Source organism: Methylocystis sp. ATCC 49242, from assembly GCF_000188155.2.
In the GTDB taxonomy this organism is placed as follows: Bacteria; Pseudomonadota; Alphaproteobacteria; order Rhizobiales; family Beijerinckiaceae; genus Methylocystis.
Genome location: NZ_KE124774.1, coordinates 1,477,970 through 1,498,249 on the forward strand (window position 1 = coordinate 1,477,970; position 20,280 = coordinate 1,498,249).

The window sequence follows — 20,280 nt, forward strand, 5'->3', positions numbered from 1 at the left end:
TCGCCTCTATCCTTCGCCGGTTTTTCTGCTATAAGGCCATCCGCACGCCCGGCTCAGCCGGGCGGCGCCGCTTTGAGGCGACCTCGCTGGACGACATCCCGGCCAAGGCCGCCCGCCGCGGGCAACTCCCGGACACAAGGAAAAGCCGGATGTCGATCACAGCCGAGCGCAAGCAGGCGCTCATCAAGGAATATTCCACCAAGGCCGACGACACGGGCTCGCCCGAGGTTCAGGTCGCGATCCTCACGGAGCGCATCGCCAACCTCACCGAGCACTTCAAGACGCATGTGAAGGACAACCACTCGCGTCGCGGCCTGCTGAAGCTGGTCTCCCAGCGCCGCCAGCTTCTCGACTACGTGAAGAAGCGGGACGAGGCGCGTTACAAGACCCTAATCGAGCGGCTCGGCATCCGTCGCTGACCGAAGCTTTCGAAAGCGGCGCCGCGAAATGCGCCGCTTTCGTCCTTATGGAGCGCCCTCATGCGGCGCTCGAGATCGAAAACCAGCGCTCAAGTCATGGCAGGATCGCCGGACGCTGCGTGGATGCTTAAAGAAATTTCCAGCAGCTTCTCGCCGTCTTGCTCATGACGAACCGTTGGCGTTCACCAGAGAAAGACAGCACATGTTCCAAGTTCACCGTGAAGAACTCGACTGGGCCGGGCGCAAGCTCGTCCTCGAGACCGGCAAGGTCGCGCGGCAGGCCGACGGCGCCGTGATGGCGAGCTGGGGCGAGACCACCGTCCTCGCCACCGTCGTCTCCGCCAAGGCCCCGAAGCCCGGTCAGGACTTCTTCCCGCTCACCGTCAATTATCAGGAAAAGGCCTTCGCCGCCGGCCGCATTCCGGGCGGCTATTTCAAGCGCGAGGGACGTCCCTCCGAGCGCGAGACGCTGGTCTCCCGCCTGATCGACCGCCCGATCCGCCCGCTCTTCCCGGACGGCTACCGTTGCGACACCCAAGTGATCGTCACCGTGCTGTCGCATGACCTCGAGAACGACCCGGACATTCTCGCCATGGTCGCGGCTTCCGCTGCGCTGACGCTCTCGGGCGTGCCCTTCATGGGGCCCGTCGGCGGCGCGCGCGTCGGCTATATCAATGGACAGCTCAAGCTCAATCCGACGATCGAGGAGATGAAGCTCTCCGACCTCGACCTCGTCGTCGCCGGCACCTCGGACGCGGTGCTTATGGTCGAATCGGAAGCCAAGGAGCTCTCCGAGGAGACGATGCTCGAGGCGGTCATGACCGGCCACCGCGGCTTCCAGCCGGTGATCGACGCGATCATCCGCCTCGCCGAGCGCGCCGCCAAGGACCCGCGCGACCTGATCGTTCCCGACCTCGCGCATGTCGCCGAGGCCGTGGCCCGCATCGCCGAAGCCGATCTGCGCGAGGCCTACAAGCATACGGTCAAGCAGGAGCGCTACGCCGCCGTCGACGCGGTGAAGGCCAAGGTGATGACCGAGCTCTTCCCCGAAGGCTCCGAGCCGGCCTTCACCAAGGAGCAGGTCGGCGAGGTCTTCAAGGAGCTGCAGGCCAAGGTCGTCCGCTGGAACATTCTCGACACGGGCATCCGCATCGACGGCCGCGACGTGAAGACCGTGCGCCCGATCGTCGCCGAAGTCGGCGTGTTGCCCCGCACCCATGGCTCGGCGCTTTTCACGCGCGGCGAGACGCAGGCGCTGGTCGTCGCGACGCTCGGCACGGGCGAGGACGAACAATTCGTCGATTCGCTCGAGGGCACCTACAAGGAGCGCTTCCTGCTCCATTACAACTTCCCGCCCTATTCCGTCGGCGAGACGGGCCGCATGGGTTCGCCCGGCCGCCGCGAGATCGGCCACGGCAAGCTCGCCTGGCGCGCAATCCGTCCGATGCTGCCGGCCGCCGCCGAATTCCCCTATACGCTGCGCGTCGTCTCCGAGATCACCGAGTCGAACGGCTCGTCCTCGATGGCCACCGTCTGCGGCACCTCGCTGGCGCTGATGGACGCTGGCGTGCCGTTGAAGGCGCCGACGGCGGGCATCGCGATGGGCCTGATCCTCGAAGGCGAGCGCTTCGCGGTGCTCTCCGACATTCTCGGCGACGAGGATCACCTCGGAGACATGGACTTCAAGGTGGCGGGCACGTCTAACGGCGTCACCTCGCTGCAGATGGACATCAAGATCGCCGGCATCACCGAGGAGATCATGAAGGTCGCGCTCGCCCAGGCGAAGGACGGCCGCCTGCACATTCTCGGCGAAATGGCAAAGGCGCTGACCACCTCCCGCGCGGAGCTCGGCGAATTCGCGCCGCGCATCGAGACGCTGAAGATCCCGACCGACAAGATCCGCGACGTGATCGGTTCGGGCGGCAAGGTCATCCGCGAGATCGTCGAGAAGACCGGCGCCAAGATCAACATCGAGGACGACGGCACCGTGAAGGTCGCGTCGTCGGACGGCAATTCGATCAAGGCGGCGATCAACTGGATCAAGTCCATCGCCTCCGATCCGGAAGTCGGCATGATCTACGAGGGCACGGTGGTCAAGACCGCCGACTTCGGCGCCTTCGTGAACTTCTTCGGCGCCAAGGACGGCCTCGTCCATATCTCGCAGCTCTCCAAGCAGCGCGTGGCGAAGACGACCGACGTCGTGAAGGAAGGCGATCGCGTGAAGGTGAAGCTGCTCGGCTTCGACGATCGCGGCAAGGTGCGCCTTTCCATGCGCGCCGTCGATCAGGAGACCGGCGAAGACCTGGAGGCCAAGGAAAAGGCCGAACGCGAGGCCGGAGCCGCGCTCAGCGAGTGATTGCGCTGGCGCACTGCTGATATATTCGAGCCGTCCGACATTGTCGGGCGGCTTTTTTTCAATCCGAGAGGGGCATTCGGCGATGCGAGGGATTGCAGTTCTTCTGGCGGCCACGAACATTGCGACGGCTGCATATGCGGAGGCGGACTACTCCCGGGTCATTTCCACCGTTACGCTGAGCTTCGAGAACGGAGACACGGATCGCGCCGCGCTCGTGGAGAACGGCGACGCCGGCGCCGACCTTTATATCTATCGCGGGCTGGAGCCTGCGCGCGATCTCGCGACGCCTGCAAAGCCCGCGCTGATCAAAAAGGACGCCGCATGGAGCGGAGCAATGTGGGGCGCGCGCCCGTCTCTCGAAACCAACGCGAAGGGGTCGCTGCTCATCAAGTCGGAGAACACCGGGATCGGCCGCGACAGATGGAGCCAGACGCTGACGGTCGTCTATCGCAACAAGGAATTCATCGTCGCCGGACTGACGCACGAGTCATACGACACGCTCGACCCGAGCAACACGCATTCCTGCGACCTGAATTTCCTCACAGGCAAAGGCAAGCGCGATGGAAAACCCGTCGACTTCAAACGTCCGGCGCCGAAACTTGCCGACTGGTCCGACGAGAAACTGCCGAAAGAGTGCGGGTTCTAGCCGTTCCTGTCAGGCCCGCCAGCCCTGATCTTCAAGAGGACAGACGCAAACACGACGGAGGGAAGAGATGACTGACGAGACGCCTCCCGGCGCGCCTGAGCCGACACGCGCGGCGGTGGACATCTTCGTTCTCGCGCGCCTCGGCCTCACGCTCGTCTTTGTCGCTGTCACGCTGCTGCTCGCGGCGCCGTTTCTCTCCAGTCTCACCTGGGCGCTCGTTCTCGCCGTCGTCTTTCTGCGTCCGCATCGCGCCATCGAAGCGGTCATGGGCCGCTCCTTCGGCGCCGCGCTTTCGGTGCTCATCGTCGCGCTGATCATTGTCGGGCCGCTGGCATTCGTGTCGGAACGGCTCATCAACGAAGCCGTCGAGGGCGCAGCTTACATCCAGCAGGAAGTGACTCAGGGCAAGTGGGTCGATTTCCTGAAGGCGCATCCCTGGCTGGAGACGGTCAATAACTGGATCGAGGGACAATTCGACCTGCAGGATGTTCTGAGCCGGGTCGGCGCCTTCCTGACCAACGCCGGCGCATTGTTCATCAGGCAATCGACGGGCCAGGCGTTGACGGTGCTGCTCTCCTTCTACATGCTTTTCTTCTTCCTGCGCGACCGCAAGGCTGGCGTCGAGGCGCTGCTGCGCCTTTCACCCTTTTCGGACATCGAGACCCGCAAGCTGATCGTGCGCATCCGCGACACGATCTACGCGATCATCTATGGCACGCTCGCCGTCGCCGCCTTGCAGGGCGCGCTCGGCGGCTTCATTTTCTGGTGGCTCAACTTCCCCTCCCCTGTGTTCTGGGCGCTGATCATGGGCCTCCTCGCCATCGTGCCGGTGCTCGGGACTTTCGTCGTCTGGGTGCCGGCGACGATCTTTCTGGCGATCGAGGGCCGATGGGCCGACGCATTGACGCTCGGTCTCTGGGGCGGCGTAGTGATCGCCAGCTCGGACAATCTGGTTCGTCCCCTGCTCATCAGCGACACGCTGCGCCTGCACACTGCGCCCGCCTTCATCGCCATGCTCGGCGGCATACAATTGTTCGGGCCTTCCGGTCTTGTGCTCGGTCCGATCGCAATGACGACGACGAGCCTGATGCTGGAGTTCTGGCGCCGCCGCGCGAACGCATAGACGGAAAACCGCACAAGCCTTTCCTGAGAAGCGCTCTATTCGAGATGTAGGCGGCGCCGCAGGCGCGCCGCCAGTTCCTCGGCGTTGTGGCTCTTTTCAAAGGCGGGGCTCTCGAATTCCTCGCCGCTCTCCAGCGCGAGCACAACGCGGTAGACGTCCGGCCCGTCATCGTCGGGAAAGAACCGCACTCGCATTTCACGTAAATTCTCGCGCCGGACCGCGGTAGTGCTGCGCCAGCCGACCCTTGTCCGCTCGATGTCGATCACGCCGTCTCGAACCCGCCAGCGCTGATCTTCGCCAAACCAGGCGGCGAGGATGAAGCCGCCGCCAACCGTCCAGGCGCCCAGAGTGAGGAAACCGAAGAACAGCGTCGAAAAATCGGGATGCAGAAAGACGTGACGAAACTCCCACGCCGGCGTCACGATGCAGAACAGGCCCGTCGCCGCGAGTCCTGCTCTCAGCCAGCCAGGTAAAGGGCGTTCGATAGAAAATTCGTCCGTGTCGATCATCTGGAGCGACACCATAGCGCGCTTCGATTATCGACAGGTTGCGGTGCCGACGCGTCTTTGCGCGCCCGTTATCAATGAAAATTAACGCTCCCGCGCCCGTTCGAACGCCGCATCGAGCGCCGCGTCCTGCGCCTCCATGGCCGTGGCCGTTTGAGTCCAGACGAGAAAGCAGCGCAAACGCTTGCCGGGATAAAGCGGCGCGATCGCCGCGCGATAGAGCGCCAGCTGGCGCAATTGATCGGGCTCGGGCGCCTCGCGCGCCCGACCGGTTTTGAAATCGGCGATGAGCACCTCGTTTTCCGTCTCCGCAAGCCGGTCAATTCGGCCGGAAACGAAAAGCCCGTTATCAAGCGCAGCGACAATGTCGACCTCCGCCGCCGATTGAGGGCCGAACAAATCCGCAAGGCCAGGATCTTCGATCACCGCAAGAGCCGCCTGCGCGATCGCATTGCGCCGCGCGTCGTCGAGTCCTTCGCCTCGCAAAGCGAGAAAGCGCTCCGCCGCCGCCCGCCGGCGCGGTTCGGCGCAGGTCGGCAGATGTTGCAGCAACGCATGCGTCAGTCGCCCCTCCAGCACCCGCTCGGCGTCACGCCGGTTCGGCGCGGCTGCGGCGCCCGACGCAAACGCGTCGGCGCCAGCGAGCGCGCTCGACGGCCGCAGCGGCGGCGCGGGATCGATTTCGCGCCGCGCCGCCGTGTGCGCGAAGGCGGGAATTTCGACCAGCGACTCGCGCGCGACCGTGCGCGCGAGGTCATGACGCGGCGGAACCTCGCCAAGCCTGAGGATTGCGCCCTCCGGCTCGAAGGGATCCGCGAACGCATTGCAGGCGGGCTCAAGCGCATCGCGAATGGCGTTGTACCAGCAGCCATCCGCCGGTCCGCGCGATCCGTGATAGCCGGCGATATAAAGCCGCTCCTCAGCGCGTGTCAGCGCGACATAGAGCAGGCGTTGATGCTCCGCGCGCTCGGCGTCGCGATGACGCGCGCGCGCCGCGCCGAGCGCCGCCGGATCGCTCGCCTTGTCGAGCGACCAGACGAGCGAAACGTCGTCGTCCTCTCCAAGCCTGAAAAGTTTCGGATCATGCTTGCCCGCCGGCGCGCCGCAGGTGTCGGGCAGGAAGACGATCTTGGCCTCCAACCCTTTCGCGGCGTGCGCCGTCATCACGCGCACCGCCGCGCCCGCCGCCTCCATGTCGCGCTTGATCGACAGGTCGAGCGTTTCGACCATCGCGAGAAAGCTCGTCAGCGACGGCGCCTGCTCACGTTCGAAAGTGAGCGCCAGACGCAGGAACTCGTCGATTGCGTCATTGGCCTCGGCGCCGAGACGCGCGACAAGTTTTGTCCGCCCGCCGCCCGGACCGAGAATCCGTCCGTAGAAATCGAAGGGCGCGAGCGTTGCCGCGTCCCGGCGCCATGCGTCGATCGTTTGCGCGGCGTGGCGATGACGCTCGTCGCCGGAATTTTTCAGCGCGCTGAAGAGAGATCCCGTCCGGCGCGGCGCCAAGGAGATGAGATCATCGTCGTCGAATCCGATGAGCGGCGATTTCAGCACCGTCGCCAGCGTGAGATCGTCCTCGACGAGAAGCGCCGCGCGGCCGAGCGCGACGAGATCATTCACCGCGATATGATCGGCAAGGTCGAGACGATCCGCGCCCGCGACCGGCACATGCTCCGCCTTCAGCGCGCGGATAAGCGCCTCGAAGAAAGGGCCCCGCTTGCGCACGAGGATGAGAATGTCGCCGGCTTCCACGGGACGCAGCCTGCCCTTGTCCTCGACGCATTCGCCGCTGTCCGGCGCCAGCAGCGTCTTTATCTTTCGCGCAACCCTGCCGGCGAGTCGTTCGGCGGGATCATTCTCCTCGACGTAATCCAGCGGCAACCGCCAATCCGCCGGCTCCTCGGCGTTCTGCGAGCCAATCGGCTCCCATATCTCCACGAGCGCCTGGACATCCGTTTTCCACGCCTCATGCTTCGGCATGCCCGCCAGCGGATCGGAGGCGAGTCCGGCGCCATTGCCGGCATGGCCGAACACCATGTCGACCGCCTCCAATATGCCCTTCGCGGAACGAAACGATTGCAGCAGGCGCACGTCGCGAAAGAGCCGCTCGACAGTCCTGAAGCGTCGCTCGAAATCGCGCCGCATGGCGTCGAATTTCTCCGGCGCCGCGCCCTGGAAGGAGAAGATCGACTGCTTCTCGTCGCCGACCGCGAAGAATGTGCGCGCCATATGACGTGCGCCGTCGCCGGCGCAAAACTCGTCCGCGATGGCGGTGAGAATATCCCACTGCGCCGCGCTCGTATCCTGCGCCTCGTCGAGGAGGATGTGATCGATCTGCGAGTCGAGCTTGTAGAGAACCCAGGAGGGGCTCGATCGCTGCAGCAGGCGCCGCGCGCCCTCGATGAGATCGTCGTAATCGAGCAGATTGCGGTAACGCTTGGCGCGCGAATATTCCGTCACGATTGCGTCGCCAAGCGTCATGAGCGCCATCGAACGCTCCGCAGTCGCCGCCGCCTTGCGTTTTTCGATCAGCGGCGCGAGACGATCGCGCTCTTCCTCCATGCGCTCCAGCAGGCCGGGTTCGCCTTTTACAAGGCCCGCGGTAATGATTTTCGTCTTGCCGGCGCCACGTGGTTCGCCCTTCTGCGTGTAGAAAGCCGAGAGATAGATGTCGATGCAATCGGGGTGCGGCGCGAGCGCGTAAGCGCGCTCGAGACTGTCGGCAAGCTTGCCGTCATTGCTCGAACCACCGCGCAGAGCCTTCGCCAGAGCCGGCCAATCAGGCCAGGGTTCGCCTCCTTCGACGATTTCCTTTTCAATGCGCGCGAGCGTCTCTTCCGCGCGCAGGCCGAGCCTGGCGCGCAATCGCAGCGCGTAGGTTTCACGGTCGGAAAATTGCGCCAGCGCGTCACGATTGCCGAGCAGTTCGTCACAAAGATTATCGAATCCGAAGCCCGACGTTTCGCGCGCGACATGCTCCAGCGCATGACGCAACGCGCCTGAGTCACGCATGGCGCAATCGAGCGCGCGCCGCTTCGATGCTTCGAGCAGCTCCGCGCGCTCCATGTCGTCGATCACGCGAAAGCCTGCCGGCGCGTTGGCCTCGAACGGAAAATGATGCAGCAGCTTCTCGCAGAACGCATGGATCGTCTGGATTTTCAGTCCGCCCGGCGTCTCCACCGCGCGCGCAAAGAGACAGCGCGCAACGTTCAGTTCCGCCCGCGACGGCCGGTCGGCGCCTGTCGCCTCTATCTCACGGATCAAGGATTCATCGTCGAGCAGCGCCCAGCGCGCCAGAACGTCGAAGATTCGCGCCGACATATTTGCGGCCGCGGCCTTGGTGTAAGTGAGGCAAAGAATCCGCGACGGCGGCACGCGCGCGAGCAAAAGCCGCACGACGCGCTGCGACAGCACATGCGTCTTGCCCGAGCCGGCGTTGGCGGAAACCCAGGCGGACGCCGCGGGGTCGGACGCATCGCGCTGCGCGTTTTTCGTGAGGCTGCCCACGGGCCGGATCGTCATGCGCCGTCCCCGCCGCCGCGCGACCATTCCTTCACGCGCGCAAGATGATCATAGTCCCCGACGCCCGACACGAAGGCGACGAAAGGTCGCGATGGATAAGGCGTCGCCGACGCACGATATTGCGACAGCATTTTTTCGACCTCGACGCGATGCGTCGCGACGACGTCGGCGAAGCCCCTGTCCTTCCAGTTGAGCCATTGCGTGTCGCCGCCGTCCTTCAGGCCGACATAGGCGGCGCCCCCGACGGGATGAACGCCGACATCCGCGAAGGCGCCGGCCTCGACCATCGCGGCCTCCAATGTGAGCTGCGGCGCCCATCCTGCGCCGACCTGTTTCACGCTGGGCGGCGCGCCGGTCTTGTAATCGAAGACATAGGCGCGCCCATGAGGATCGACCTCGATGCGGTCTGCGACGGCGGTGAGTGTGAAAGTCGATCCATCCTCGAGCGGCAGGCGCCATGCGCCCCGCGTCTCGATGAAGATTTCACAGCCCTCCGATCGCCGCTCCTGCTCGAAGTCGAGGGCGTGATCGAGTCCCTGCGCGATGCGCGGCCATGTGAAAGTCGCGAAGGCCGGATCCAGAAAGAAATCGCTCAGTTTCCTGCGCGCCATGTCATGAAGCTGCGCGCGCGCATCGGGCGGCAATGGCCCGCGCGGATGGCGCATGACGAATTCCGCGAGCGCTTCATGAAGCGCCGTGCCCCTTTCGCGCGCGCCGATCTCGGCGCCCAGGGGCGCGAGCGGGACGAGTTTCAGCACATATTCGGCGTAGATCGCGTAAGGATCGCGGCGCAGCCGCTCGACGCGCGTGACGCTCAGTTTCGTTGGCCGCAGATCGATCGGCGGGCGCGGCGCGGGACGCGCGATGGTCACATAATCTCGCGGATGATCGAGCGCGGCGGCGATGGCGAGCATCCGGTCGCCGCGCGCCTTGCAGCCTGCGAAGGCGTCTCCCGCGAGCGCTTCCAGCCGCGTCAGAAAACGCGAGGCGACCGTCGGCGAACCGCCGCGCTTGACCGCGCGACTCAGCACGACGCTCTGCGCGCCGAGCGCCATCACAAAATCATGCGCGCTCTGGCCGATGCGCCGCTCCGGCGGCGACAGATCGAGCTGGCGCCGCATCGAGCGATTGAGAAAGGCGCCCGTGTCCGTCTGCGGCGGCCAGACGCCTTCGTCGAGACCCCCGATCAGCACGAGATCGGCCTCGATCAGGCGCGCCTCGAGCGGCCCGAGAATTTTGAGGCGCGGATGCGCGCGGCGCGGACCGCGCAAGGTCGTTTCGAAGGAAATGCGGTCGAAGAGAGAAGCATAGCTCAGCGCGTCGAAGCCCGGAGGCGCCTCGGCGGCGATCAGCCTGTCGAAGAGACCGAACAGCGCCTGCGCGCCGTCGTCGGCTTCGGAGGCGCCTTGCGTCAACGCCTCGAAAGCGGCGCGATGCGCCTGCGCCCAGGTGGAGAGCGCATTTTCTCCCCGCAATGAAACATAGGTCGCAAACGCCGCCTCCAATTGGCGTAAAAGCGCTTCGATATCGCGCCATTCGTCATCGCTGATCCGATGCGCGGCGGGATGCGCATGGCGCGCCCCCGCGAATTCCCGCGCTTTGGCGACGCTGGCTGACAAGCCATGCTGGCCGGCGCCAAGCTCACGCAGCACGCCGATCTCGACCAGCGGCGCGAGCGCAGCGACCTTTTCGCGCGCGTGACCGAGAAGCGCGAGGGGATGCGCGAGGAGCGCCGCGACATTGACGGCGCTGAAACCTTCGGCGCCGATCTCTGCGACGAGCCGCGCAAGCACGCCCTCGGAAGTCGACGCCAGAGAGGCGCCGCCGGAATCGTCGATCTCGATGTCGAAGCGACGCAATTCGGCCGCGACGCGACGCGCGAGATTGCGGTCGGGGGTGACGAGCGCGGCCGTCCGTTGCGGCGTTTCCAGAGCCTCGCGCATGAAAAGCGCGAGCGCCAACGCCTCCATGCGCTCGTCCGGCGCTTCAATGGCGCTCACATCTTCGAGCGCGGAAACGAAGCTTGCGCCATGCGACGCGCGAAATAGGCGCCATGCGGAGGTCTCGATTGCGGGCAGCATCGCCTCGGCGACCAGAGCGCGACGCCCGGAAAGTTCCGGCGAAACCTTGCCGAGTTCGCACACGTCCTCCCGGTGGACGCCCATCACATTCAGCAGCCGTTTAAGCATCGTCTGAGGATGGCTGAACGCCGGCTCGTCGTCGCTCTCGCCGACGCGGGCCCATGCGTCCGGGCTCATCTCGCGATCGAGGCCGGGAAGGATGACGGCGCCATTTTCCAGCGCCGCGATGGCGGCAAGCAGGCGCGCGGTGGTGGGATGCGCGCCGGTCGAGCCGAGCGCGATCACTGGCCCGCCGTGTTTTTGTTGCGCAAGCGCCGCAACCTGCGCTTCCAGAAGAATCTTCTGACGCGATGCGGCGTCGATGCGTCCGCGCTCGCTCAGAATGTCCGGCCACTGGTGCAGCGCGATGCGCAGGAACTGCGTCGTGATCGACCAGTATTTGTCGAATGAATCGTCGACGATACGGTCGATCGCCTCGGGCGCGACGTCTTCGATGATGAATTCGTCGATCAGCGCGCCGAGATCGGCGGCGAGCGCATAGGCGCCGGATGGCGATGAAGCGACGAGCAACGGCTCCGTCTCGTCGAGCACCGGCGCGCCTGTCGGGTCGATCGAAAGGATGGCGCGACCGATCGCCTTCGACCATTGCATGACGAGTTGCGCCAGAAGCAGCCGGCGTTCCAGTTCCTCGATCGGCGCCGGCAATGCATCGTCGAAGTCCTCGGCGCCGCCGAACAACGCCGCGGTTTCGCTTTCCTCCAGTCCGCCAAGAGGGAGGATGCGAGGCAAAAGCGTCGCGCCCCGGTCATAGGCGCGCGCGAATTGCGCGGCGAGGGCGCGGCCGGCGCGTTGCGTCGGCACATAGATCGTCGCGCGCGCCATGGCGAGCGGCGGAGACGCGCGTGAGACGGACGCGACAATTTCGCCCGCGAGAAAGGCTTCGACGAAGGTCTCGAGAAAAGGCGCGCCGGGCGCGATGGTAAAGACGTTGCGGCGCATGACGCCGCTCACTTGCGTCGCGCCGCGATCGCCTTCTCCGCGTCAGCGATCGCTGCGACCGTGCCGACATGCAACCACAATCCGCTAGAGACGACGCCATAGAGGCGGCCGCTTTCCGCAGCCGAAAAGAGGAACGGCGCGAGCTTGAAGACGTCGCTTTTCTCCTTGGCGAAAAGCTGCGGCTTGATCAGGCCCACGCCGGAGTAGACGTAAGGCTTCGGTCCCTCCCGGCGAATGATCCGGCCGTCTTCGGCAAGATCGAAATCGCCCTCCCAGTCCACGCCGACGCTGCCCTGCGTCGGCGCGAGCAGCAGCGCGGCGTCCATCTTTTCCGGGTCCCACGCACGCGCGAGCGCGACGAGATTGGACTGCGGCGCGTCGATCCAGAAGGCGTCGGTGTTGCAGATGAAGAAAGGCGCGTCGCCGATGAGCGGCAGGACCTTCTTTATCCCGCCGCCCTGGTCGAGCAGCAGCGGGCGCTCGTCGGATATGACGATGCGGGGATCGGCGCGCGTGGAGATATGCGCCTCGATCTGGTCAGCGAGATGATGCACATTGACGATCGCCGTCTTGACGCCCGCTTGCGTGAAATCGTCGAGCGCGCGATCGATCAGCGTGCGCCCCGCGACGCTGACGAGCGGCTTGGGCGTGACGTCGGTGATCGGCCGCATGCGCGTTCCGAGCCCCGCTGCGAACACCATCGCGATCTCTGGAACGACAGTTGTCAGGGCGACCTCATGCGTCGCGAAACAGTCCGGGAAGATTGGCTTCATACCACGCCTTGATGTCGGCCAGCGCCGGATGCCTCAGGCTCTTTTTCAGATAGGATTCCACACGCGGCAGATGCCCGAGATATTGGGGCTTGCCGTCGCGTTGATCAAGCCGCGCAAAGATGCCGAGCACTTTCGTCGCGCGCTGCGCCGCAAGAATCGAGTAGGCTTTGGCGAAAGCGGCCATATCGAATGTCGAGTCAGCGTCGCGCCGCAGCTTGGCGTAATGCGCGAGCAACCGCAACTCCAGTTCGTCCGGCACAGTGACGCGCGCGTCCTGTCCGAGCGAGGCCATGTCATAGGCCGGATGCCCGAGCACGCAATCCTGAAAGTCGATAATGCCGACGCGCGCAATTCCCTCGCGACGGTCGAGCCATAGCAGGTTCGGCGAGTGATAGTCGCGCAGCGTCCATGTCGGCGGCGCTGCGGCGACATCGGCCAGCGCCTGACGCCAGAGATTGGTGAAGATCGCGCGCGCGCCCGAGGCGACTGTCGCCTTCAGATGGCCGACATACCATTCCAGCAGCAGATCCACCTCGACGAGCAGCGCGTCGAGATCGTAGGGCGGAATGTGGTAATTGCCATCGCCCGCGACGGGCAGCATGTCCGGCAGGCGGCGCGAATGGAGATGCGCGAGCGCCGCTGCGGCTTCGAGATAGCGCTCCGTGATCGGCCCGTTCGCGTCGACGACGCCCTCGCGGCCGAGGTCTTCCACGATGAGCAGCCCCGCGTCGAGATCCTGGCCGTAAATTTCCGGCGCGGAGAGTCCCTGCTCACGCAGACCGTTGGCGAGCGCGACGAAGGGCCGGACATTTTCCGCAAGACGCGCGATGGCGCTGTAGGATTTGCCGTAGCGGATCGGCGGACCGTCGGGACGGGGCGGCGAGATCATCAGGATCGCGCGCTGTCCATTGGGTTTTTCGAGCGTCTCATAGGCGCGGGTCGAGGCGTCGCCGAGCAGGAAGCTGCGCTTGGCGTCGCTCCACCCTTCCCTGCGCAGAAGCTCGCGCAACGCCTTGAAGGCGGTGAGGCGGGGAGCGTAGGCGCCATGTCCGGAGATGGTGGCCCGGCGCGCATCGCGATTGTCGGCGTCGGCGAAGCTCAGGCGGATGTCGAGCCGGTCCGGCGGCATAGCATCCAGCGCGCGCTCGGCCCATTCGACGAGCACGATCGAATCGTCCGTCGCCTCCTCCCAGCCGAGGCCGGCGAGTTCGGACGATGAAGAAATGCGGTAGAAATCGGCGTGCACGATGCGCACGTCGCCGCTCTCGTAAACCTGCATCAGCGTGAAGGTCGGGCTCGGGGCCTCGAGCGTCGGATCGCCAAGCAGCTTGCGCATCAGCGCCCGGGCGAAGGTCGTCTTGCCCGCGCCGAGATCGCCGGCGAGCGTCACCGTGTCGCCGACCTTTACAAGCGACGCGATATCCTGCGCTAACGCGATAGTTCCTGCTTCGTCGGCGATGTCGACGCGCCAGACTGATTTGCCCGCGGCTTCCTCGGTCATTCCGCACCTCCTCCGGCCGCCGCTGGCCTGTCCTGCTCATTCGCCGCCTGCGCCGGGAAGACGCAGGTGACCGTCGTTCCCTCGCCCGGCGCGGAGTCGATGAAGACCTTGCCGCCGTGCAGCTCCATGAAGGCGCGCACGATCGAGAGGCCGAGTCCGACGCCACGATGTCGCGAGCCTGCCGTATGCGACTCGAAGCGATCGAAAACGCGTTCGAGCACTTCCGGCGGAATGCCGCGGCCGCGATCGGTGACCTTGAACACCACCTCGTCGCCCCGTCGCATGGCTGCGAGCGTCACGGTCTGCCCCGGACGCGAGAAGCCGATGGCGTTGGAGAGAAGATTGAAGAGGATCTGCCGCACGCGCTTGGCGTCGCCCCGGAACGTGCCGACATCGTCCATCGCAACGATCTGCACGTCGATCGAATTTTCGGCGAGACGGTCCTGCACGCCCTCGATCGCCGCGCGCATCGTCGCCTCGGCGTCGACATCGGAAAATTCGAGCTCCAGCGCGTCCTGATCGATCGTCGCGAGATCCAGAATGTCGTCGATGATCGCGAGCAGCGCGGCCGAGGACTTGCTGACATAGCCCAGATATTCGAGCTGGCGCGGATTGAGCGGGCCGGTCGATTCCTCGCCGAGCAAGTGGACGAAACCGTTGATGTTGTTGAGCGGCGAACGCAGCTCGTAGCTGACGTGATGGATGAAGTCGTTGCGCAGTTTCTCGGCGGCGAGCAGCGCCTTGTTCCGGTCGGTGAGCGCGCGCTCGACATTAACGTCGGCCGTCACATCGACGAAAGTGAGCAGCGCGGCGCCGTCGAGTAGGGATTGCGCCGTGCAATCGAGCACGACGCCGTCACTGCGCTCGATGCGGCGCGTGAAGCCCTCACGCATTTCTGCGAGGCCCGTGACGAAACATTGCAGCTCCGCCCACGTCTCCGCATTGTCGTGCAGTTTCCTGCATTGCGCGACTATCGCGTCGAACCGCGGCTTCTTGTCGAGCTGTTCGACATCGAGCCGCCACAATTGCGCAAAGGCCGGATTGCAGAAATTCAGCCGTCCGTCGGCTCCGAAAACCGCGACGCCCTCGCGCAGCGTCTCGAGCGTCTCGCTCTGCGTGCGGTTGAGCGCATTGAACCGCGTCTCGAGATCGTAGGCCTTCGTCGTGTCGTCGTAGAGATAGGTGACGCCGCCCTGCGTATTGGGATGCGCAACGACGTCGATGATGCGCCCGTCCGGTAGATGCCAGGTATGGCGGATCGGCTCGGGCGAGCGATAGGCCTCGAAGAGCCGCTCCTTCCAGGCCTTGTAGTCGCTTTCGACAGGGACTCGCTGCTCGGCGCGCAGCCGGTCGAGGATTTCGCCGTCCGTCGGCTTTTGTTCGAGGAACGGCGCGTCGATCTGCCAGAGCTTGGCGTAGGCGTCGTTGTGATAGATGAGCCGGCGGCCGCGATCGAAGATGGCCACCGCCGTCGGCAACTGATCCAGCGTGCGCACATGCGACTGCATCTGCTGCTGCAGATCGGCGCGCACCGTCTCGACTTCGTGACGGTCGATGGCGATCGAGGCCGCCATTTCGGGCGTCGCGGTCTGCGTCACGTCGAGCAGATGGCGCTCGCCGGCGACGACGGCCGGAACCCGCGCACGCCAGACCGCGCCTTTTTCGAGCGATTGCGCCGCCGCGGCGCGCGCCGGCTGTTCGAGCAGTTCGAGCCCGCGCGCAACGGCGTCCCTGGGCTCCGCCGCCTCGACGGCCGCCGCATAAGCGCTGTTGACGAAGGAGAGCCGCCCCTCGGCGTCGCGTATCCAGACCGGCGCCGGCGTCGCCTCCAGCAACGTTCGGAGGCCCGCAAGTTCGTTCTGCGCCGCCGCATGGCGCTCCCGCAAGCCGATGAGCTCCAGTCGGTCGCCCGAGACTTCGCGTATGCGCAGGACGGCGCTTCCGCCGACGGCGCGGCCCTCGGCGTCGAAATGGCGCCCGGCGAGTCCGGCGAGCGGCATGCGGAACCCCTCGCCCTTTCGCCGCAGGCTCTCGACGGCGGCTTCGAGGTCCTGCGCGTCCTTGGGCGCAAGCCAGGCGCCGAAGCCGAGGATGCGGCGCGGCGAAACGGATTCCGCGAGAAGCATCGACGAGGCGTTGATGTCGGGCTCGCTGTCGGGCCCCGCCCAGGCGATGAGAATCTGCGCCTCGCTCGCGAGAAAGGTCTTGGCGCGATCGAGTCTTGCGCGGGTCTCCTCCAGCTCCTCGACGAGCGCGGCTTCGCGCCGCTGCCATCTCTTGCGTTCGCTGATATGGGTCAGCGCCACCACGGCGGAGAACAGCGCCAGTCCGCCGCTGAAGGCGAAGCTAACGACCTCCGAGTCGAAAGGCAGACCGCCGACGAGATTGATGGCTTGCGCCGAGGCCGCCGGGGCGAAGAGCGCGCCGGCGACGAGCGCGGAAACCCCGCCCGCGAGCCGCGCCCGCAAACGCGCGGCGGACCGGGAAGTCCTTTCACCGGAATGCGGTTCGTCACGTCGCGTCATCGCCGAGACGCCTCCGCTCGCGCACATTCCAGCCTGCATGTCATGATTACCGGTCTCCACGGTCGATTGCGGGTGCTCTTCACAACAACGCCGTAGGCGGACACCGCGACGAACGCGCAAACGCCGCCTGAAAAGACGCGGGCCGTGCGCGTGATCTCCGGGGAGGAGACAAGCGGCTCGCAACTGAAACTCTGCTGAAGCCGGTTCGGTGACGCGCCGTACGAATCACCCCAATCTAGAACGCAAGCGACCAAAACGGAATCGTGTTTCTCGATGTAATTTCGCAGTCGTGAAAAAAAGACGGCCCCGCTCCAGCGAAGGAGGGGGCCGCGAAGTCTGGTTTGGGAAAACGAAAGCCGGGGAGGCTCGTATCAGTAGCGGTAATGCTCGGGCTTGAACGGGCCGTTCTTCGGCAGGTTCAGATATTTGGCCTGCTCGTCCGTCATCTCCGTGAGCTTGACGCCGATCTTGTCGAGGTGGAGCGCCGCGACCTTTTCGTCGAGCTGCTTGGGCAGCGTGTAGACGCCGACAGGATACTGGCCCTGCTTGGTCCACAGCTCGATCTGCGCCAGCGTCTGGTTGGTGAAGGACGCCGACATCACGAAGGACGGATGGCCCGTCGCGCAGCCGAGGTTCACGAGACGGCCTTCAGCCAGCAGGATGATGCGCTTGCCGTCCTGGAACTCGATCTCGTCGACCTGCGGCTTCACATTGTGCCACTTGAGGTTGCGCAGGCCGGCGACCTGAATCTCCGAGTCGAAGTGGCCGATGTTGCAGACGATGGCGCGATCCTTCATGGCGCGCATGTGCTCGGTCGTAATGACGTCGACGTTGCCCGTCGCGGTGCAGAAGATGTCGGCGCGCGAGGCGGCGTCTTCCATCGTCGTCACTTCATAGCCTTCCATCGCCGCCTGCAAGGCGCAGATCGGGTCGATTTCGGTCACGAGCACGCGGCAGCCGGCGTTGCGCAGCGAGGCGGCCGAGCCCTTGCCCACGTCGCCATAACCGGCGATGCACGCGACCTTGCCGGCCATCATCACGTCGGTCGCGCGGCGGATGCCGTCGACGAGCGACTCGCGGCAGCCATAGAGATTGTCGAACTTCGACTTGGTGACCGAGTCGTTGACGTTGATCGCCGGCCAGAGGAGCTTGCCCTCCTTGTGCATCACATAGAGGCGATGCACGCCCGTGGTCGTCTCTTCGGTGACGCCCTTGATGGCGGTGGCGTTGCGGCCGTACCAGCCCGGATTGGCCTTCAGGCGCTTCTTGATCGCGGCGAAGAGGACTTCCTCTTCCTCATTGGTCGCCTTGTCGAGGAAAGCGGTGTCGCCCTGCTCGGCGCGCAGGCCGAGATGGATGAGGAGCGTGGCGTCGCCGCCGTCGTCCAGGATCATGTTCGGGCAGCCGCCGTCGCCCCACTCGAAGATCTTGTGGGTGTAGTCCCAATAATCTTCGAGGCTCTCGCCCTTGACGGCGAAGACCGGCGTGCCGGTGGCGGCGATGGCCGCGGCGGCGTGGTCCTGCGTCGAATAGATGTTGCAGGAGGCCCAGCGGACGTCGGCGCCCAGCGCCTTCAGCGTCTCGATGAGGACCGCCGTCTGAATGGTCATGTGCAGCGAGCCGGCGATGCGCGCGCCCTTGAGCGGCTGCGACGGGCCATATTCGGCGCGGGTCGCCATCAGGCCCGGCATTTCGGTCTCGGCGATGTTGAGTTCCTTGCGGCCCCAGTCGGCCAGCGAAATATCGGCGATGGCGTAATCGTTGAAGTGATGAGCGGTCATGAGAATCCTCTGCTCGGGAAGGCCGCCGGCGCCCCGGCGCTGAGGGGGCTATAGCAGGGGTGGAGACAGAAGGCAATAAACATATAAAGATTTGTTTATGTCAATTCCAGATCCTTTTACCCATACCGATCGTGGGGAGAAGGGGCCGGCAAACGCGTCAGGCTCCATGATTTCGCCTGAAGCCGTCCAGGGCCGCGTGAGCGGGCGCTGAATGGTCGTGTCGACAGGTCTTTCGCCCAAATTGTGATGCGGCGCCCTCACGCCACCCGCTTTCTCGGCGCCAGCGGATGCGCGGAGGTCGAGGCGTGGTTGTCCAGCCCGCCGACCTTGGCGCGGCCGCCGGCGCGCTCGTAGTCCTGACAATAATTGTGCAGGAACTCCATCACCGTATGATCCACCGTCGCCGCGTCGGACAGATCGAAGACCACGGTCTTGCCGGGAGGAATGAGCGCGAGGTCCTTCTTGAGCGCGATGACATTGGCGAAGAAGGCCGCGCCGACGAGCTTCACGCTATAGACGCCTTCTTCCGTCGCCGTGATGTCGAGCCGCAGCCGTAGAACCTCACTCCAGTTCACGCTGCGCCAGAAGTGCAGGACGAACTCCGCCACAACGCCGATCGCGACGCCGATGAGGAGATCCGTCGCGAGCACGCCGAGGATGGTGATGACAAAGACGCCGAGTTGGTCCCAGCCGATCGCCAGCGTCTTCCTGAACTCGCTTGGAGAGGCGAGCCGATAGCCCGTGAACACCAGCAGCGCGGCGAGCGAAGCCAGCGGGATCTCATGGATAAGCTTCGGGAAAAGGGCCACGAAGATCAGCATGAAGACGCCATGGAAGAAGTTCGACCAGCCCGTGCGCGCGCCATTGTTGCAGTTCGCGGAGCTGCGAACGATCTCCGCAATCATCGGCAGGCCGCCAATCATGCCGCAGATGACATTGCCGACGCCGACGGCGGCGAGGTCGCGGTTGAGGTCCGAGGTCCGCTTCCAGGGATCGAGCTTGTCCACCGCCGCCGCGCTGAGCAGGCTCTCGAGGCTGCCGACGAGACAGAGGGCGATCACCTGCTGCCAGAAACGGAGCGAGAAGATCAGCGAGAAATCCGGAAAGGCGAAACCGGCGAAGAAGTTCTCGGGGATCGCCACGAGGAATTTCGGGCCGATCGTGAATTCGTGATGCGGCAGGAAAGGCGTGTCGGGCAGGAAGAGGAAGATGTGCTCGTCCTCGAGATCGAAATATTGCCCGAGCGCCATGCCGACGATGACGACGACAAGCGGCGCCGGGATCATCTTCACGTAACGATTCTTGACGAGCGACCAGGCGAACAGAATGGCGAGGCCAACGCCGCCGATCGTCGCAACCTCGGGGTTCATGTCCCGCAAGGTCGAGGGAATGGCGCCGATGGTCTGGAACAGCGTTTCCGCTTCCGGCTTCACGCCCATCATCACATGGAACTGCTTCGCCATGATAATGATGCCGATGGCGGCGAGCATGCCGTGGACGGCGGATGAAGGGAAAAAGGCGCTGAGCTTGCCGGCCTTGAAATAGCCGAGCAGCGTCTGAGCGACGCTGGCGCAGACGATGGCCGCGAGCGTGTAGCGATAGCCCGCCATGGCGTCGCCCTGCCCCAGCTCCTGCACTGAGGCCAGCACGACCACGATGAGGCCCGCCGCCGGGCCGTTGATCGTGACGAAGGACCCGTTGATGCGGGAAACGAGGAGACCGCCGACGATGGCGGTGATGATGCCTGCTTGCGGCGGAAACCCTGAGGCCATCGCGATGCCCAGACAGAGCGGCAGGGCGATGAGAAAAACGAGAAAGCCCGCGGCCGCGTCCGCTCGCCAGTTCTGCCTGAGCCCGGCAAGGCCCATGCGAGGCGGCTCGGCGTCGCGAATATTGCTGTTCATTGTCGTTGCAAACTCCGTCCGGGAAGGATGAGCGCCCGTCACAAATTCAACCGGCGGACCACCCCGCAGCTTTGCTTTCAGGTGGTCGCGCTGATCCGCTCTTATATTCATCCGCTGGTCCCATAGGGAGAGCAGGCGCCCAAA

12 protein-coding genes are annotated in these 20,280 nt (G+C 65.0%); 4 read left to right on the forward strand and 8 right to left on the reverse strand.

From position 1 onward, the window contains the following. Nucleotides 1–149 precede the first annotated feature (149 nt). The 4 genes from rpsO to MET49242_RS09280 all read left to right on the forward strand — a co-directional run bounded on the left by rpsO (nucleotide 150) and on the right by MET49242_RS09280 (nucleotide 4,544). Nucleotides 150–419, forward strand: coding sequence for a 30S ribosomal protein S15 (gene rpsO, locus MET49242_RS09265; protein WP_036282518.1), 270 nt, complete (start codon nucleotides 150–152; stop codon nucleotides 417–419). 202 nt (nucleotides 420–621) lie between these two features. Then, complete coding sequence (pnp, locus tag MET49242_RS09270; protein ID WP_036282520.1) at nucleotides 622–2,775, forward strand: polyribonucleotide nucleotidyltransferase; 2,154 nt, start codon at nucleotides 622–624, stop codon at nucleotides 2,773–2,775. 82 nt (nucleotides 2,776–2,857) lie between these two features. Next, nucleotides 2,858–3,421 carry a hypothetical protein gene (locus tag MET49242_RS09275; RefSeq protein WP_036282522.1) on the forward strand — a complete coding sequence of 188 codons (564 nt, stop codon included), beginning with the start codon at nucleotides 2,858–2,860 and terminating at the stop codon, nucleotides 3,419–3,421. A gap of 67 nt (nucleotides 3,422–3,488) precedes the next feature. After that, complete coding sequence (locus tag MET49242_RS09280) at nucleotides 3,489–4,544, forward strand: AI-2E family transporter (protein ID WP_051134097.1); 1,056 nt, start codon at nucleotides 3,489–3,491, stop codon at nucleotides 4,542–4,544. A gap of 35 nt (nucleotides 4,545–4,579) precedes the next feature. On the opposite strand, the gene MET49242_RS09285 is transcribed toward MET49242_RS09280, so the two are convergent. The 8 genes from MET49242_RS09285 to MET49242_RS09320 all read right to left on the reverse strand — a co-directional run bounded on the left by MET49242_RS09285 (nucleotide 4,580) and on the right by MET49242_RS09320 (nucleotide 20,136). Next, nucleotides 4,580–5,068 carry a hypothetical protein gene (locus MET49242_RS09285; protein ID WP_036282524.1) on the reverse strand — a complete coding sequence of 163 codons (489 nt, stop codon included), beginning with the start codon at nucleotides 5,066–5,068 and terminating at the stop codon, nucleotides 4,580–4,582. A gap of 66 nt (nucleotides 5,069–5,134) precedes the next feature. Then, nucleotides 5,135–8,572, reverse strand: coding sequence for a double-strand break repair helicase AddA (gene addA / locus MET49242_RS09290; RefSeq protein WP_036287514.1), 3,438 nt, complete (start codon nucleotides 8,570–8,572; stop codon nucleotides 5,135–5,137). Next, the gene (gene addB / locus MET49242_RS09295; protein ID WP_244430772.1) at nucleotides 8,569–11,664 is read right to left on the reverse strand and encodes a double-strand break repair protein AddB; all 3,096 of its coding nucleotides are present in this window, start codon (nucleotides 11,662–11,664) and stop codon (nucleotides 8,569–8,571) included. Before addB ends, addA begins: the two co-directional genes overlap by 4 nt. Further along, complete coding sequence (locus tag MET49242_RS09300) at nucleotides 11,661–12,353, reverse strand: nucleotidyltransferase family protein (RefSeq protein ID WP_036282526.1); 693 nt, start codon at nucleotides 12,351–12,353, stop codon at nucleotides 11,661–11,663. The genes addB and MET49242_RS09300 overlap by 4 nt, the downstream gene beginning before the upstream one ends. 34 nt (nucleotides 12,354–12,387) lie before the next feature. After that, the gene (tsaE, locus tag MET49242_RS09305; RefSeq protein ID WP_036282528.1) at nucleotides 12,388–13,926 is read right to left on the reverse strand and encodes a tRNA (adenosine(37)-N6)-threonylcarbamoyltransferase complex ATPase subunit type 1 TsaE; all 1,539 of its coding nucleotides are present in this window, start codon (nucleotides 13,924–13,926) and stop codon (nucleotides 12,388–12,390) included. Further along, a complete protein-coding gene (locus MET49242_RS09310; RefSeq protein ID WP_036287520.1) occupies nucleotides 13,923–16,451 on the reverse strand; it encodes a PAS domain-containing sensor histidine kinase in 2,529 nt (842 codons plus the stop codon). The genes tsaE and MET49242_RS09310 overlap by 4 nt, the downstream gene beginning before the upstream one ends. A gap of 371 nt (nucleotides 16,452–16,822) precedes the next feature. Further along, nucleotides 16,823–18,232, reverse strand: coding sequence for an adenosylhomocysteinase (ahcY, locus tag MET49242_RS09315; protein WP_036282530.1), 1,410 nt, complete (start codon nucleotides 18,230–18,232; stop codon nucleotides 16,823–16,825). A 257-nt stretch (nucleotides 18,233–18,489) separates the two neighbouring features. Next, the gene (locus MET49242_RS09320) at nucleotides 18,490–20,136 is read right to left on the reverse strand and encodes a SulP family inorganic anion transporter (RefSeq protein WP_036282532.1); all 1,647 of its coding nucleotides are present in this window, start codon (nucleotides 20,134–20,136) and stop codon (nucleotides 18,490–18,492) included. Between the last annotated feature and the right edge of the window lie 144 nt (nucleotides 20,137–20,280).